13 protein-coding genes are annotated in these 15235 nt (G+C 61.7%); 12 read left to right on the top strand and 1 reads right to left on the bottom strand.

The window, feature by feature from the left end; translation table 11 throughout:
• The first annotated feature begins 110 nt into the window (after positions 1-110).
• The 4 genes from rpmE (at position 111) to E8E95_RS26610 (ending at position 3969) form a co-directional block, all read left to right on the top strand.
• Entirely contained in the window at positions 111-323 is a 213-nt protein-coding gene (rpmE, locus tag E8E95_RS26625) for a 50S ribosomal protein L31 (RefSeq protein ID WP_003453200.1), read from the top strand.
• A gap of 26 nt (positions 324-349) precedes the next feature.
• Complete coding sequence (locus E8E95_RS26620; RefSeq protein ID WP_280355152.1) at positions 350-1150, top strand: thermonuclease family protein; 801 nt, start codon at positions 350-352, stop codon at positions 1148-1150.
• The gene (locus tag E8E95_RS26615) at positions 1147-2601 is read left to right on the top strand and encodes a M48 family metalloprotease (protein WP_280355150.1); all 1455 of its coding nucleotides are present in this window, start codon (positions 1147-1149) and stop codon (positions 2599-2601) included. Before E8E95_RS26620 ends, E8E95_RS26615 begins: the two co-directional genes overlap by 4 nt.
• A gap of 99 nt (positions 2602-2700) precedes the next feature.
• Entirely contained in the window at positions 2701-3969 is a 1269-nt protein-coding gene (locus tag E8E95_RS26610; RefSeq protein WP_280355149.1) for a malic enzyme-like NAD(P)-binding protein, read from the top strand.
• 54 nt (positions 3970-4023) lie between these two features.
• On the opposite strand, the gene E8E95_RS26605 is transcribed toward E8E95_RS26610, so the two are convergent.
• A complete protein-coding gene (locus E8E95_RS26605) occupies positions 4024-6459 on the bottom strand; it encodes a penicillin-binding protein 1A (protein ID WP_280355148.1) in 2436 nt (811 codons plus the stop codon).
• Positions 6460-6643: 184 nt separating this feature from the next.
• Between E8E95_RS26605 and E8E95_RS26600 the strand changes: the two genes are divergently transcribed.
• From E8E95_RS26600 to E8E95_RS26565, 8 genes are read left to right on the top strand one after another with little or no spacing between them, the layout of a single operon-like run.
• Entirely contained in the window at positions 6644-7708 is a 1065-nt protein-coding gene (locus E8E95_RS26600) for a pilus assembly protein PilM (RefSeq protein ID WP_280355146.1), read from the top strand.
• The gene (locus E8E95_RS26595; protein ID WP_280355145.1) at positions 7708-8316 is read left to right on the top strand and encodes a PilN domain-containing protein; all 609 of its coding nucleotides are present in this window, start codon (positions 7708-7710) and stop codon (positions 8314-8316) included. The genes E8E95_RS26600 and E8E95_RS26595 overlap by 1 nt, the downstream gene beginning before the upstream one ends.
• Positions 8313-8936, top strand: a complete 624-nt coding sequence (gene pilO / locus E8E95_RS26590; protein ID WP_280355144.1) for a type 4a pilus biogenesis protein PilO — start codon at positions 8313-8315, stop codon at positions 8934-8936. Before E8E95_RS26595 ends, pilO begins: the two co-directional genes overlap by 4 nt.
• On the top strand, positions 8933-9466 hold the full coding sequence (gene pilP, locus E8E95_RS26585; protein ID WP_077524751.1) for a type 4a pilus biogenesis lipoprotein PilP: 534 nt from the start codon (positions 8933-8935) through the stop codon (positions 9464-9466). Before pilO ends, pilP begins: the two co-directional genes overlap by 4 nt.
• Positions 9467-9523: 57 nt before the next feature.
• Positions 9524-11626 (top strand): type IV pilus secretin PilQ, encoded by a 2103-nt coding sequence (gene pilQ / locus E8E95_RS26580; RefSeq protein WP_280355143.1) that lies wholly within the window; start codon positions 9524-9526, stop codon positions 11624-11626.
• Between the two features lie 5 nt (positions 11627-11631).
• Positions 11632-12150: a shikimate kinase AroK gene (aroK, locus tag E8E95_RS26575; protein WP_077524753.1), complete on the top strand. Its 519-nt coding sequence runs from the start codon at positions 11632-11634 to the stop codon at positions 12148-12150.
• 51 nt (positions 12151-12201) lie between these two features.
• The gene (aroB, locus tag E8E95_RS26570; protein ID WP_280355141.1) at positions 12202-13305 is read left to right on the top strand and encodes a 3-dehydroquinate synthase; all 1104 of its coding nucleotides are present in this window, start codon (positions 12202-12204) and stop codon (positions 13303-13305) included.
• Positions 13306-13314: 9 nt separating this feature from the next.
• On the top strand, positions 13315-14991 hold the full coding sequence (locus E8E95_RS26565; RefSeq protein WP_280355140.1) for an AAA family ATPase: 1677 nt from the start codon (positions 13315-13317) through the stop codon (positions 14989-14991).
• The last annotated feature ends 244 nt before the right edge of the window (positions 14992-15235 follow it).

The following is a 15235-nucleotide window of genomic DNA, read 5'->3' as shown; positions in this document are numbered from 1 at the left end:
GCGGCCGGCAGGTTGCAACGCACACTCACTCTGGTATCATCCGCCGCCTGTTTCCGTGCGGTACTCGACATAGGGTCGGGTGGCGGCACGCCAGACCTGAGGATCAAGCAATGAAACCGGAAATCCATCCCGAGTACGTCGCGATCGAAGCTACCTGCAGCTGCGGCAACGTCATTAAGACCCGCTCCACCCTCGGCAAGAACATCAGCCTCGACGTATGCTCCGAGTGCCACCCGTTCTACACCGGCAAGCAGAAGGTCCTGGACACCGGCGGCCGTATCGATCGCTTCAAGCAGCGTTTCGGCGTATTCGGCGCCAAGTAAGAGCCGATACAGCCTGGGAAGGCCTGATGGCCAAGTCCCCGCTGACGAAAAAGGCGCCTATGACAGGCGCCTTTTTCTTTTTCTGGCTCCTGAGTTTCTCCCTTCATGCTGCCTGCCCGGTTCCCGGGAAACTTCCTACCTATCAAGTCCGACAAGTCGTCGATGGGGATACGCTGCGTCTGGTTGATGGACGAAGCGTTCGTCTGATCGGTCTGAATGCGCCTGAGTTGGCTCGTAAGGGGCGGTCGGCTGAGCCTTACGCCGTAGCCGCCCGTCAGCGACTCGCCGGGCTGGTGCAAGCCAATGGCGGACGCGTCGCGCTTCGGCTGGGGCGCGAGTCGAAGGATCGCTACGGTCGAACGCTGGCCCATCTCTATGACGATCGCGGGCGCAATCTCGAAGAGTTCCTGCTCACTGACGGACTGGCTTTTCGTATCGTCATCGCTCCCAATTCGGCCCTTAGTGGCTGTCATGCGCTGGCTGAACGTTCAGCTCGTCGCGCCGGTCGGGGGCTTTGGCGCCAGGCGCCTCAGCAGACGCCCTGGCAACTGCGCCGCAGCGGATTCGCGCTGGTGCAGGGGCGGGTCGCCCGGGTGGAGCGCAACCGGGGTGGAATCTGGTTGGAACTGGAGGGGCCGCTGGTACTGCGGATCAACCTCAAGCACCAGCACCAGTTCAATGCCGCCGCGCTGCAACGGCTGGTCGGTAGGCGAGTGGAGGCGAGGGGTTGGGTCATTGACCGTGCACGCGGCGGCGGCGTAAATACGAAGGTTTCCCGCTGGATGCTCCCCCTTACCCACAATGGAATGCTCGAGGTGATTCGATGAGATTCCCTGCGCTCGTCATGGCGCTGCTTCTCGCTTCTTCCCTGCTGGCTGGCTGTGCAGTCAACCCTGCCACCGGCAAGACCAATTTCGTGATGATGAGCGAGCAGCAGGAGCTGGACCTCGGTCGCCGCTACAACCAGGAAATCGTCAAGCAGAACCCGCCCTATGCCGACCAGAAACTGCAGGCTTATGTGCAGGAGGTCGGGCAGCGCGTCGCCAGTCACAGCCATCGCAGCGCTATCCCTTACCACTTCACACTGGTTGATTCGCCGGATATCAACGCCTTCGCCCTGCCGGGCGGCTACATCTATATCCATCGCGGCCTGCTGGCGTACCTGAACTCGGAAGCGGAGCTCGCCGCTGTGCTGGGGCACGAGGTGGGGCACGTTACTGCCCGGCACAGCGTGCAGCAGCAGAGCCAGTCCACCGCCTGGAACATCCTGGGTCAGGCGGTCGCCATCGGTACTGGCGTCGGCGCCGCCGGTGATCTGACCAACGTGCTGGGGACTGCCTTCGTGCGCGGCTATGGTCGCGACATGGAACTGGAGGCTGACGGCCTCGGCGCCCAGTACCTCGCGCGCAGCGGCTATGACCCGCAAGCCATGATCGAAGTGGTGAAAGTTCTGAAGAACCAGGAGGAATTTGCCCGTAGCCAGGCGCAGCGCAAGGGGCAGGAGGCGCCGCCGTCGGGTTATCACGGGCTGTTCGATACCCACCCGGACAACGATACCCGGCTGAAACAGGTAGTGGGGCCGGCAAAGTCGCTGGCTGGCAGTAATCAGGTGGTGAACCGGGAGGTCTTCCTCAAGCATCTCGAGGGACTGCCGTTCGGTGATTCGGCTGAAACCGGTGTGCGTCGTGGGCAGGACTTCTATCACGCCGGCTTGGACTTCACTTTCCATTTCCCTGATGGCTGGGGCCTGGTCAATCGCCCGGATGCGGTGATCACCCACAGCGCAGACCAACAGGCCTTCATCGCCATGACCATGGATGGCAGCAAGCCCAGCTTGGCGCCCGCAGACTACCTGCGGCAGAAGGCTGGCAGTCAGCGCCTGTCCATGGAAGAGCCGCTGCAGCAGGCCGGCCTCCAGGGCGCCACGGCCGTGTTGGCGGGGAGTCCCGCGCGACGTGTGGCGGTGATCTACAAGGAAGACAAGGCTTATCTTTTTGTGGGAGCCATCCGCAATAAGGCGTCCCTGGAAAGCGAAGACGACAAGTTTCTCTCTGTGATCCGTAGCTTCCGTCCGATGAAGAAGGAGGAAATGGCCTTGGGCCAGCCGCTGCGCCTCCATCTGATCCAGGTGAAGGCCGGCCAGACCGTGGCCAGCCTGGCCCGGGAAAGCAAATTACCAGGACCTCAAGCGGATCTGGAAAATCGTATCCGATTGCTTAATAATTTGTATCCAATCGGCGAGCCAAAGCCCGGAGACTGGCTAAAAGTCGTACGTTAGAGGGGTTGACGTGGAGTGACTGAACGGTCTTGTTAGCCCCCAGCATCTTGCGTATGCTCGCCCGTCACGTCTGTCACAAGCAAAAGCGGAAATGCCAAAATGTCTGATCTGAAAACGGCCGCTCTCGAATACCATGCCCAGCCCCGCCCCGGGAAACTCAGCGTCGAGCTGACCAAGCCGACCGCCACCGCCCGCGACCTGTCGCTGGCCTACAGCCCGGGCGTCGCCGAGCCGGTACGCGAGATCGCGCGTGATCCCGAGCTGGCCTTCAAGTACACCGGCAAGGGCAATCTGGTAGCGGTCATTTCCGATGGCACTGCAATCCTCGGCCTGGGCAACCTCGGCCCGCTGGCCTCCAAGCCGGTAATGGAAGGCAAGGGTGTCCTGTTCAAGCGTTTCGCTGGCATCGACGTATTCGACATTGAAGTTGACGCTGAAAGTCCTCAGGCCTTCATCGACACCGTCAAGCGCATCTCCATCACCTTCGGTGGCATCAACCTCGAAGACATCAAGGCACCCGAGTGCTTCGAGATCGAGCGCACCCTGATCGAGCAGTGCGACATTCCGGTCTTCCACGATGACCAGCATGGCACCGCCATCGTGACTGCCGCTGGCATGCTCAACGCCCTGGAAATCGCCGGCAAGAGCCTGGCCGAAGCCAAGATCGTCTGCCTCGGCGCCGGGGCGGCCGCCATCTCCTGCATGAAGCTGCTGGTGAGCATGGGCGCGAAGGTCGAGAACATCTTCATGATCGACCGCAAGGGCGTAGTCCATGCCGGTCGCGACGACCTGAACCAGTACAAGGCCGTCTTCGCTCACGAAACCGACAAGCGCACCCTGTCCGAAGCCCTGGATGGCGCTGACGTGTTCGTCGGCCTCTCCGGCGCCAATCTGCTGAGCCCGGAAGACCTGAAGCGCATGGCGGCCAACCCGATCGTCTTCGCGTGCTCCAACCCGGACCCGGAGATCAAGCCGGAACTGGCTCACGAGACCCGCAACGACGTGATCATGGCTACCGGTCGCTCCGACTACCCGAACCAGGTCAACAACGTGCTGGGCTTCCCCTTCATCTTCCGCGGTGCTCTGGACGTACGCGCCACCCGCATCAACGAAGAGATGAAGATCGCCGCCGCCAACGCCCTGCGCGATCTGGCCAAGCTGCCGGTACCGAAGGACGTCTGCGACGCCTACGGCGTGGACTCCCTGGAATTCGGCCGTGAGTACATCATTCCGAAACCCATGGACAAGCGTCTGATCACCGTCGTTTCCGATGCTGTGGCCAAGGCCGCCATCGAATCCGGCGTAGCGACCCTGCCTTATCCGAAGCACTATCCGCTGAATTCGGTGGACGAAGTGTTCAACGGCTAAGTCCGGAAGCAAAAAGAAGCCCCGCAAATGCGGGGCTTTTTTATTGGCCTGTTCTCAGAACAGGTCGATGGGGGCTGCTTCGTCGGCTGGCAGCGGGCTGCCTGGAATGGCCAGGCCGGGTTCGAGTTCGCTCATGGGTGGCGGTGTGTCCTCGCTCTTGAACAGTTCGAAGAACGCATCCGGCGTGCCGGGGCTGGCGGCGCGGCCGCTGAGTGGGTCGATGCGCAGGGTCAGCAGGCCAGCAGGCTCGGGCTGGACGTGAGCCGGCTTGTCTTTCAGTGCGCTGCTCATGTAGTTCATCCAGATCGGCAGTGCCACGGTGCCGCCATACTCGTGGCGACCCAGGCTCTCCGGCTGGTCGAAGCCGACCCAGACCGTGGTGACGTAGTCAGCGTTGTAGCCGGAGAACCAGCTGTCCTTGGACTCGTTGGTGGTCCCGGTCTTGCCGGCGATATCACTGCGACCCATGGACAGCGCGCGGCGGCCGGTGCCGCGCTTGATCACATCCTGCAGCATGCTGTTCAGGATGAAGGTGGTGCGCGGGTCGACGATGCGCTCAGCGACGGCCGGCGCCTGGCTTTGAGGTGCTGCGGCATCGGCAGAGGCGAGCAGGGTGTCTGGCGCGGCGTTGGCTTGTGCCACCTCGGTGGGTTGCACTTCCCCCTCCGGAACTCGTGGGGGATTGGCAACGAACAGCGTCTTGCCGTCGCGGCTCTCGATGCGATCGATCAGGTAGGGCTGAACCTTGTAACCGCCGTTGGCGAAGGTGCTCCAGCCGCCAGCGATCTCCAGCGGTGTGAGGTTGGCGGTGCCGAGGGCCAGGGACAGGTTGCGCGGCAAGTCATCCTTGTTGAAGCCGAAGCGGCTGACGTAATTCAGTGCATAGTCGATCCCGACTGCCTGCAGGACGCGGATCGAAACCAGGTTGCGTGACTTGTACAGGGCTTCGCGCAGGCGGATCGGGCCGAGGAAGGTGTTGTTGTCGTTCTTCGGACGCCAGGCTTCTTCCATGCCCGCTTCCTGGAAGACGATCGGGGCGTCGTTCACCAGGCTCGCGGCGGTGAAGCCGTTATCGAGCGCGGCGGCATAAAGGAAGGGTTTGAAGCTGGAGCCCGGCTGGCGCTTGGCCTGGGCGGCGCGGTTGTAGTTGCTCTGTTCGAAGGAGAAACCACCCACCAGGGCGCGAATGGCGCCGTCGATCGGGTCCAGCGAGACCAGCGCGCTCTGTGCCGCCGGCAGCTGGACGAAGCGCAGGCTTCCATCGGCCTGGCGCTGCACGCGGACCAGGTCGCCCACCTGGGTGACATCGGCAGGCTGCTGAGGGCGAGCGCCCAGGCTGTTGGTGTTGAGGAAGGGGCGGGCCCATTTCATGCTGTCCCAGCTCACGGCTTCTTCCCGGCCGTTGCGGGTCAGGACCAGGATGCCGCTCTTCTCTACCTGGGTGACGATGGCCGGTTCCAGGCCGCCGAGGGATTTCTGCTTGGCCAGCTCCTGCAGCCAGGTCTCTTTGGTCATGCCCGGCAGGCGGGTTTCGGGTCCGCGGTAACCGTGGCGCTGGTCGTAATCGATCAGGCCCTCGCGCAAAGCGGAGTTGGCTGCCTGCTGAAGGTCGCTGGGAACGGTGGTGGTGACCCGGAAACCTTCGGTATAGGCGTCGCTGCCGTAGCGGCCAACCATTTCGGCCCGGGCCATCTCGGCGATGTAGGGCGCGGCGAGTTCCGGGGTCGGAACGTGGTAGCTGGCGTCGATCGGCTCATTGATGGCTTGCTGATAGCGGGCTTCGTCGATTCGTCCCAGCTTGTACATACGGCCGAGAATCCAGTCGCGACGCTCTTTGCTGCGGGTCGGATTGACCAGCGGGTTGAAGCGGGAGGGCGCCTTGGGCAGGCCGGCGATCATGGCCATTTGCGCCAGGCTGATTTCGCGAATGGACTTGCCGTAATAGACCTGGGCGGCGGCCTCGATACCGTATGCGCGGTTACCGAGGTAGATCTTGTTCACATAAAGTTCAAGAATTTCGTCTTTGCTGAGTTCCCGTTCAATTTGCAGGGCCAGCAATATTTCATTGATCTTGCGAGAGAAACTTCTTTCGCTGGTGAGGAAGTAGTTCTTCGCCACCTGCATGGTGATGGTACTACCGCCCGTCTGGATGTGGCCGGTCTTCAATAATTGCGTGGCAGCGCGCATCAGGCTGGTGAGGTCGACGCCATAATGGTTCGCGAAATTGTCGTCCTCGGCAGCCAGCAGAGCCTGGATGAAATCGGGCGGAATGTCGGCGAAACGCACGGGAGAACGGCGCATCTCGCCGAACTCAGCTATCAGCTTGCCATCGCTGCTATACACGCGCAGCGGGATCTGGAGCTGGATCCGGCGTAGCGAGTCGACGGACGGAAGGCTGGGGCTAAGATAGAGGTAAGCGCCGCTGAAACTGAGCAACAGGCCACAGAAAACGGCAACGAAAGACCACCAGAAGAACTTCAGCAGGCGCATCAAGGCTTGTGGATTTCCAGACAAAAGAATGAGTTAAACGAAAGGCGATGATAAAAGGCAAAAGCCGATCACATTATAAGCGTTTTTTTTCCGGGGGAGCCATTTGCGCTTCTGTCAAGACTGCTATTTAATGTGGAAAAACATAAATCGTCCGTAAGTCTCGGACGCTGATAGGAAATCGGTCGTGCTAGGGCTCTTCAATAAGAAAGCGAATTCGCTGTTGGGGATCGACATCAGCTCGACCTCAGTCAAGCTCCTTGAATTGAGTCGCTCGGGAAGCCGCTTCAAAGTGGAGTCCTATGCCGTCGAGCCACTCCCTCCGAACGCAGTCGTCGAAAAGAACATCGCTGAACTTGAGGGCGTCGGGCAGGCGCTTTCCCGTGTGGTCACGAAGGCGCGAACCGGGGTCAAGGTCGCTGCGGTCGCCGTGGCCGGTTCGGCCGTGATCACCAAGACAATCGAGATGGAAGCCGGTCTCTCCGATGATGATCTGGAGAACCAGCTGAAAATCGAAGCTGACCAGTACATTCCCTATCCGCTGGAAGAAGTCGCCATCGACTTCGAAGTGCAGGGCGCCTCGGCGCGCAACCCGGAGCGGGTCGACGTACTTCTGGCTGCTTGCCGGAAGGAGAACGTCGAAGTGCGGGAGGCAGCGCTCGCCCTGGCCGGTCTCGCCGCCAAGGTGGTCGACGTTGAAGCCTATGCGCTGGAACGCGCCTATTCACTGCTTTCGGCCCAGCTCGGCGATTCCCATGACGAGCTCACCGTGGCTGTCGTCGACATCGGCGCGACCATGACCACCCTCAGCGTGCTGCACAACGGTCGCACCATCTATACGCGGGAGCAGCTTTTCGGGGGGCGTCAGCTGACCGAGGAGATCCAGCGCCGCTACGGGCTTTCGGTCGAGGAAGCTGGTCTTGCCAAGAAGCAAGGTGGTCTTCCGGATGACTACGACAGCGAGGTTTTGCAACCGTTCAAGGATGCAGTCGTTCAGCAGGTATCCCGTTCCCTGCAGTTCTTCTTCGCCGCGGGTCAGTACAACGACGTGGATTACATCCTCCTGGCCGGCGGTACCGCCTCGATTCCTGACCTGGATCGCCTGATTCAGCAGAAGATCGGTACTCCGACTCTGGTTGCCAACCCCTTCGCCGATATGGCGCTCAGTAGCAAGGTCAATGCGGGCGCCCTGGCCAGCGATGCTCCTGCCCTGATGATTGCTTGCGGCTTGGCGATGAGGAGTTTCGACTGATGGCGCGCATCAACCTACTCCCCTGGCGTGAGCAGCTGCGCGAGGAGCGCAAGCAGCGGTTCCTGGTCGCACTGGGAGCCGTACTGGCGCTGGGCGCCGGCGCGGTGTTCCTCGGTGACCAATACCTGAACAACGCTATCGAGAACCAGCAGGCACGCAACGACTTCGTTCGCAAGGAAATCGCCGTCCTGGACGCCAGGATCAAGGAAATCAGCGAGCTGAAGACCCGCCGCCAGCAGCTTCTCGAGCGGATGAAGATCATCCAGGATCTGCAGGGCAACCGACCGATCATCGGTCGTGTATTCGATCAATTGGTGCGGACGCTGCCCGATGGCGTCTTCTTCACCGGCGTGAAGATGACTGGCAAGAGCATCGACATCGTCGGCGCAGCCGAGTCGAATAACCGGGTTTCCAACCTGATGCGTAACCTGGATGCTTCTGAGTGGCTGACCTCGCCAAACCTCACCGGAGTCAAGGCGGTCACGGCTGGCGCGGTAGATCAGGCCAACGTATTCCAGCTGACTGTGCAGCAGACCCTGCCAGGTTCTGAGGAAGAAATCGGCAAGTCTGGAGCCGTGAACACCGCCAACAAAGGAGCCGCGAAATGAGTTTCTCCGACTCCCTGGAAAGCCTGCGCAAGATCGATCTGGCCGATCTTGACGTCAATAACCTCGGTTCCTGGCCCATTGCGGTCAAGGTCATTACCTGCATCCTGCTGCTGATTCTCGTGCTGGTGCTGGGCTACAACTTCCACCTCAAGGACCTCGAGCTCCAGTGGGACTCGAAGCGTGCCGAAGAAGTGACGCTGAAGGAGCAGTTCGCCGCGAAGGCGTTCCAGGCTGCAAACCTGGAAGCCTACAAGGAGCAGATGAAGGAGATGGAAACCTCCTTTGGTGCGTTGCTGCGCCAACTGCCCAGCGACACCGAAGTGCCGGGCCTGCTGGAAGACATTACCCGTACCGGTCTGGGCAGTGGCCTCGAGTTCGAAGAGATCAAGCTGCTGCCGGAAGTGGTGCAGCAGTTCTATATCGAGCTGCCGATCCAGATTTCGGTGGTGGGCGGCTATCACGACCTCGCTACCTTCGTCAGTGGCGTCGCCAGCCTGCCGCGAATCGTGACGTTGCATGATTTCGAGATCAAACCGCTATCCAACGAAAGCGGTTCCAAACTGCGTATGTCGATCCTGGCCAAGACCTACCGTTACAACGACAAGGGGCTGCAGAAATGAGTAGTCCTCGCGCCCGTCTGGCGCTCTGTGCCCTGATGCTGGCCGGCCTTTCCGGCTGCGGTGTCGGCAACGATTTTGGCGATCTGCAAGCCTACATGGACGAAGTTCGCGCTCGCCCCAAGGGCTCCATCGAACCCTTGCCGAAATTCCAGCCCTATGAGGCATTCACCTATAGCGCTGCCGCCCTGCGCAGTCCCTTCCAGCCGCCGATCAAGATCGATCTGGCAAAGCAGCAGAAGGGTTCGAAGGACATTCACCCGGACGAAACCCGGGTCAAACAGTTCCTCGAAGGCTTCAATATCGAGTCCTTCGAGATGGTGGGCACCTTGTCCAACGGCTCGGGGACCTTTGCCTTGGTCAGTGGTGCTGGAGGGGTGCACCGGGTCAAGGTTGGGGATTATCTGGGACGTAACCATGGTCGTGTCGTCGGGATCGACGAAGCCAAGGTCGACGTGATCGAGATCGTCCCGGACGGGGAAGGTGGATGGCTGGAGCGTCCACGTAGTCTCGCGCTCAGGGAGCGCTCTTGAGGGCGAGGTGAACCACCGATGAAGAATAACTACCGGTCTGCACAACGGAACCAGATGATGAAAAGCTCGCTATCGCGCCTTGGTATCACGCTATTGGCCGCCCTGCTGTCGCCAGCGCTATTGGCTGCGAACCTGCAGGCACTGGATGTCGCGGCTCTCCCAGGCGACAGGGTTGAACTCAAGCTGGCATTCGACGAGCCGGTGACGGCTCCGCGCGGCTACACCATCGAGCAGCCTGCGCGTATTGCCCTGGACTTGCCGGGTGTGACCAACAAACTGGGCTCCAAGAATCGCGAGCTGGGTGTGGGGAACGCTCGCAGCGTGACCGTCGTGGAAGCCAAGGACCGCACGCGCCTGATCATCAACTTGTCGACCCTGGTGCCGTACAGTACCCGTGTGGATGGCCGTAACCTCTACGTTCTGGTGGGCGATTCCGCGGCTTCGTCCGCAGCACCTCGCACCGTAGCGTCCGCTCCCGCTCCGGTGGCCACTACCCTGAGCGCCTCTCAGCCAACCAAAAGCTACGCCAGCGCTGGGCGCGCCATCGAGAACATCGACTTCCAGCGCGGTGAGCAGGGAGAGGGGAACGTAGTCATCACCCTGTCCGATCCCAGCGTCAGTCCGGATATCCAGGAGCAGGGCGGCAAGATTCGCCTGGACTTCTCCAAGACCCAGATTCCCGAGCCGCTGCGTGTGCGTCTCGACGTGAAGGATTTCGCCACTCCGGTGCAGTTCGTCAGCGCTTCTGGCTCCGGCGCCAATGCCAGCATCAGCATCGAACCGACCGGTTACTACGACTACCTGGCCTATCAGACCGACAACAAGCTGACCGTCAGCATCAAGCCGCTGACCCAGGATGACGTGGAAAAGCGCAAGACCGAGCGTTTCGCCTACTCGGGCGAGAAGCTGTCGCTGAACTTCCAGGACATCGACGTTCGTTCTGTTCTCCAGCTGATCGCCGACTTCACCGACCTCAACCTCGTGGCGTCGGATACCGTGCAGGGTAACATCACCCTGCGCCTGCAGAATGTGCCCTGGGACCAGGCGCTGGACCTGGTGCTGAAGACCAAAGGCCTGGACAAGCGCAAAGTGGGTAACGTGCTGCTGGTTGCGCCTGCAGACGAGATCGCCGCCCGCGAACGCCAGGAGCTGGAATCGCAGAAGCAGATCGCCGAACTGGCGCCCCTGCGCCGTGAGCTGATCCAGGTGAACTACGCCAAGGCAGCAGACATCGCCAAGCTGTTCCAGTCCGTCACCAGCGGTGACCCGAGCGCGGCCGGTACTGACGAGCGCGGCTCCATCACTGTGGATGACCGCACCAACAGCATCATCGCCTACCAGACCCAGGACAAACTGGAAGAGCTGCGTCGCATCGTGACCCAGCTGGATATCCCGGTTCGTCAGGTCATGATCGAGGCGCGCATCGTCGAAGCCAACGTCGACTATGACAAGGCTCTGGGCGTCAACTGGCGCGGTGCGAGCATCGGCGACAACAACTTCGTCGTCGGTGGCGGTGGTCTCGGTCGTCCGGCTGCCAACCAGGCGGGCAACGTGAACCTGGCCAACGCCCCGTTCGTCGACCTGGGTGCCACCGGCGCCACCTCGAGCATCGGCATCGGCTTCATTACCGACAACACCATCCTCGACCTCGAACTGTCGGCGATGGAGAAGACCGGTAACGGTGAAATCGTGTCGCAGCCCAAGGTGGTCACCTCCGACAAGGAAACCGCGAAGATCCTCAAGGGCCAGGAAGTGCCCTATCAGGAAGCCAGTTCCAGCGGCGCCACCAGCACGTCCTTCAAGGAAGCGGCCCTGTCTCTGGAAGTGACTCCGCAGATCACGCCGGACAACCGCATCATCATGGAGGTCAAGGTCACCAAGGACGCGCCGGACTTCGGCAACGCCCTGAACGGTGTACCGCCGATCAACAAGAACGAGGTAAACGCCAAGGTACTGGTCAATGATGGTGAAACCATCGTGATAGGTGGGGTATTCTCCAACACCCAAACCAAGGCGGTGGACAAGGTGCCCTTCCTCGGCGACCTGCCCTTCCTCGGCCGCATGTTCCGTCGCGACGTGGTTCAGGACAAGAAATCCGAGCTCCTGGTATTCCTCACTCCCCGCATCATGAACAACCAGGCCATTGCGGTGAGTCGCTGATATCGGTGCGAAATTTGATTCTGATTGGCCCGATGGGGGCAGGAAAAAGCACCATCGGGCGTTTGCTTGCTAAAGAACTGCGACTTCCCTTCAAGGACTCCGATAAGGAAATCGAACAGCGCACTGGAGCGGATATCCCCTGGATATTCGACGTCGAGGGCGAGCAGGGTTTCCGCGATCGCGAACAATCGATGATCGAGGAACTCTGCGGTCATGACGGCGTGGTCCTGGCGACCGGTGGTGGCGCGGTTCTGCGTCCGGCCAATCGCCAGGCCCTGCGTGGCGGGGGACGAGTCGTCTATCTGCACACCTCGGTGGAGCAGCAGATCGAGCGCACTTCACGCGACCGCAATCGGCCGCTGTTGCGTTCGGCTGATCCAGGTAAAGTCCTGCGCGACCTGATGGCCATTCGCGATCCGCTCTATCGGGAGATCGCCGACATCATCATCGAAACCGATGAACGGCCGCCGCGCATGGTGGTTCAAGAAATACTGGCGCGCCTCCAGGCACTTCCGCCCCGTTAAAGCGCGGGCGGAACTGCGCTATCCTTTAGCCCTTTTTATATCGGGGGCCCCATGCGGACACTTCAAGTCGATCTTGGCGAGCGTAGCTATCCCATCCATATCGGTTCTGGGTTGCTGTCGCGCCCGGAGCTTTTCACGCCGCACATCGCCGGTCGTCAGGTGGCCATCGTCACCAACGAGACCGTTGCACCCCTTTATCTCGAAACGCTGACCCAGACCTTGCAGGGCTACTCGGTGCTGCCGGTGGTATTGCCCGACGGCGAGGCGCACAAGAACTGGGAAACCTTGCAGCTGATCTTCGATGCCCTGCTGGGCGCTCGCCATGATCGACGCACCACCGTGATCGCCCTGGGCGGCGGGGTCATCGGCGATATGGCCGGCTTTGCCGCTGCGTGCTACCAGCGTGGTGTGGACTTCATCCAGGTACCTACGACGCTGTTGTCCCAGGTGGATTCCTCGGTTGGCGGCAAAACCGGGATCAACCACCCGCTGGGCAAGAACATGGTGGGTGCCTTCTACCAGCCCAAGGCGGTGATCATCGACACCGACAGCCTGCGCACCCTACCGGAGCGCGAGTTGTCCGCTGGTCTGGCCGAGGTGATCAAGTACGGCCTGATCTGCGACGAACCTTTCCTGCCTTGGCTGGAAGAAAAGATGACTGCCCTGCGCGGTCTCGATGCGGCCGCACTGACCGATGCTATCGAGCGCTCCTGTGCCGCCAAGGCGCGGGTGGTGGGTGTCGATGAGCGCGAGTCCGGGCTGCGCGCGATCCTCAACCTCGGCCACACCTTCGGCCACGCCATCGAGACCCACATGGGTTACGGCGCCTGGTTGCACGGTGAGGCGGTATCGGCGGGTACCGTCATGGCCCTGGAAATGTCCTGCCGCCTAGGCTGGATTTCCACCGACGAGCGCGACGCGGCGATTCGCTTGCTGCGCAGTGCCGGCTTGCCGGTCGTACCGCCAATGGACATGACGCCGGAACATTTCCTCCAGCACATGGCCGTAGACAAGAAGGTACTCGATGGCCAATTGCGCCTGGTGCTGCTGCGCCGGATTGGCGATGCCGTCGTGACTGCCGATTATTCGCGTGACGTGCTCGAGGCCACCCTGGCCGCCGACTATCGCGCCCTGGCCGACAAGCTTGGAGAGTAAAGGATTCCCATGAGCAGCCTGCACGCCGACGAGGCCTACCTCGGTCACTACCAGTTCACCCATGACCCGTTCGCGGCGCGGGTGCCTGGCTTCAAGTTCTTCCCGGCCCAGCGCAAGCCGGTGCTGGGTCAGCTGCACCACCTGGCTCGCTACAGCCAGTTGATGCTGGTGGTGAGCGGCCCCCACGGCAGCGGCAAGACGCTGCTGCGTCAGGCCCTGGTGGCGAGCACCAACAAGCAGGCGGTTCAGAGCCTGGTGGTTTCGGCGCGCAGTTCGGTCGAGGCGGGTGGAATGCTGCGTCAGATCGCCCAGGGGCTGAATGTTGCACAGGCTGATGTGCGCTCCATTCTTGCCCAGGTCGGTCAGCTTGCCCTGACCGGCCAGGAGGTCTACCTCCTGGTGGATGACGCCGAGGAACTGGACGACGCCTCCCTCGACAATTTGCTGGCTCTGGCCGAGGGCAGTGTCGAAGCGCGTACCCACGTATTCCTGTTTGGCGAGGACTCGCTGCTGGCCCGCCTGGATGCACTGGTCGAGGGTGAAGAACGCTTCCATGTCATCGAGCTGCAGCCGTACACCCCGGAAGAAACCCGCGAGTACCTCGCCCAGCGCCTTGAAGGTGCGGGGCGTGGCATCGACGTGCTCAGCGATGAGCAGGTGGAAGACATTCACCTGCAATCCGGCGGCTGGCCGGGTTCGATCAATCAGGTAGCGCGCGATCTCATGGTCGAGGCCATGCTTGCGGAGCGCGGTGCCTCGCGGAAGTCCGCAGGTGGCTTCAATCTGCCGAAGAAGCACCTGCTCGCCCTCGCCGTAGTCGGGATCGGTGTGATTGCTGCCTGGATGATGCAGGGCCGTAACGAAAGTGGCGCCGAGACCGCGCCGGCAACCGCCGCCCAGTCCCAAGGGCAGGCGCCTGCAGGTCAGCCCGCCGGCGAAACGGATTCCGGTTCGCCGGCCGTCGAGTTCGCGGGTTCCTCGCAACCGCTGCCGTTGCCGTTGGTGGGTGAGGCCCAGCCGGTGATTCGTGAGCCGCTGGCTCAGGCTGCTGGTCAAGGGGAGCCGGAAGATGGCCCGGCGCCCGAAGGGGTCGCCAATGTGCCGCCTACCGTTACCACCAGCGCGCCGCCTCAAGGCGCGATTGCGAGTCCGGTGCCTGCAGCGCCGGTAGAGCCGATCGCGTCGGCGCAGCCATTGCCCCAGCCGACCCAGCCCATCGCGGCTGTGCCCGCCGCGCCGGTTGCAGCGCCCAAACCGGCCGCGCCGGCTGCTGCTCCGGCCGCCGTGCCGAGCGCCGCTACCAAGCCAGTTGCTACTGCCAAACCCGCCGCCGCGCCCGCCCAGGTCGCCAAGCCGGCCGAGAAACCTGCGCCGGCAGCGGCTGCGTCGACCGGTGGTGCATCGGGTAATGGCTGGTACAGCGGTCAGACGGGAAGCCACTTCGCCCTGCAGGTGCTCGGCACCAGTTCCGAGGGCAGCGCCAAGGCCTTCGTTCAGCAGAACGGTGGCCAGTACCGCTACTTCAAGAAGCAGCACCAGGGTAAGGCGCTCTATGTCGTGACCTACGGCAGCTTCCCCAGTCGCACCGCAGCGCAGGCCGCGATCAAATCTTTGCCAGCCAAGGTCCAGGCTGGTAAACCCTGGCCGAAGACTTTCGCCAGCATCCAGCAGGAAATGGCTCGCTAGTATTCTGCGAGCCTGATCCCTCGCCTTTTGACCGGGTGGTCGCTAGCACGACCTTCCGGTTCATTCATTCATTTTTGCGACATTGGCGTTCATAGGTTGGCCACGAAGATTTGTGGTCGACCAAAGCGCTATGTACAATGACCTCCCTTTGCCCTACGCAAAAGCTGGCGTCAAGTCCGGCGCGTATGGTAAGGAGTTGAATTACAAAGCAATTCTGCCTTTTTCTGAAGGCAACCCTGGTGAG

It is taken from the genome of Pseudomonas sp. BN414 (assembly GCF_029871275.1).
Taxonomy (GTDB): domain Bacteria; phylum Pseudomonadota; class Gammaproteobacteria; order Pseudomonadales; family Pseudomonadaceae; genus Metapseudomonas; species Metapseudomonas resinovorans_C.
Note: the sequence above shows the minus strand (reverse complement) of the source record. Positions and strands in the feature narration are given on the sequence as shown.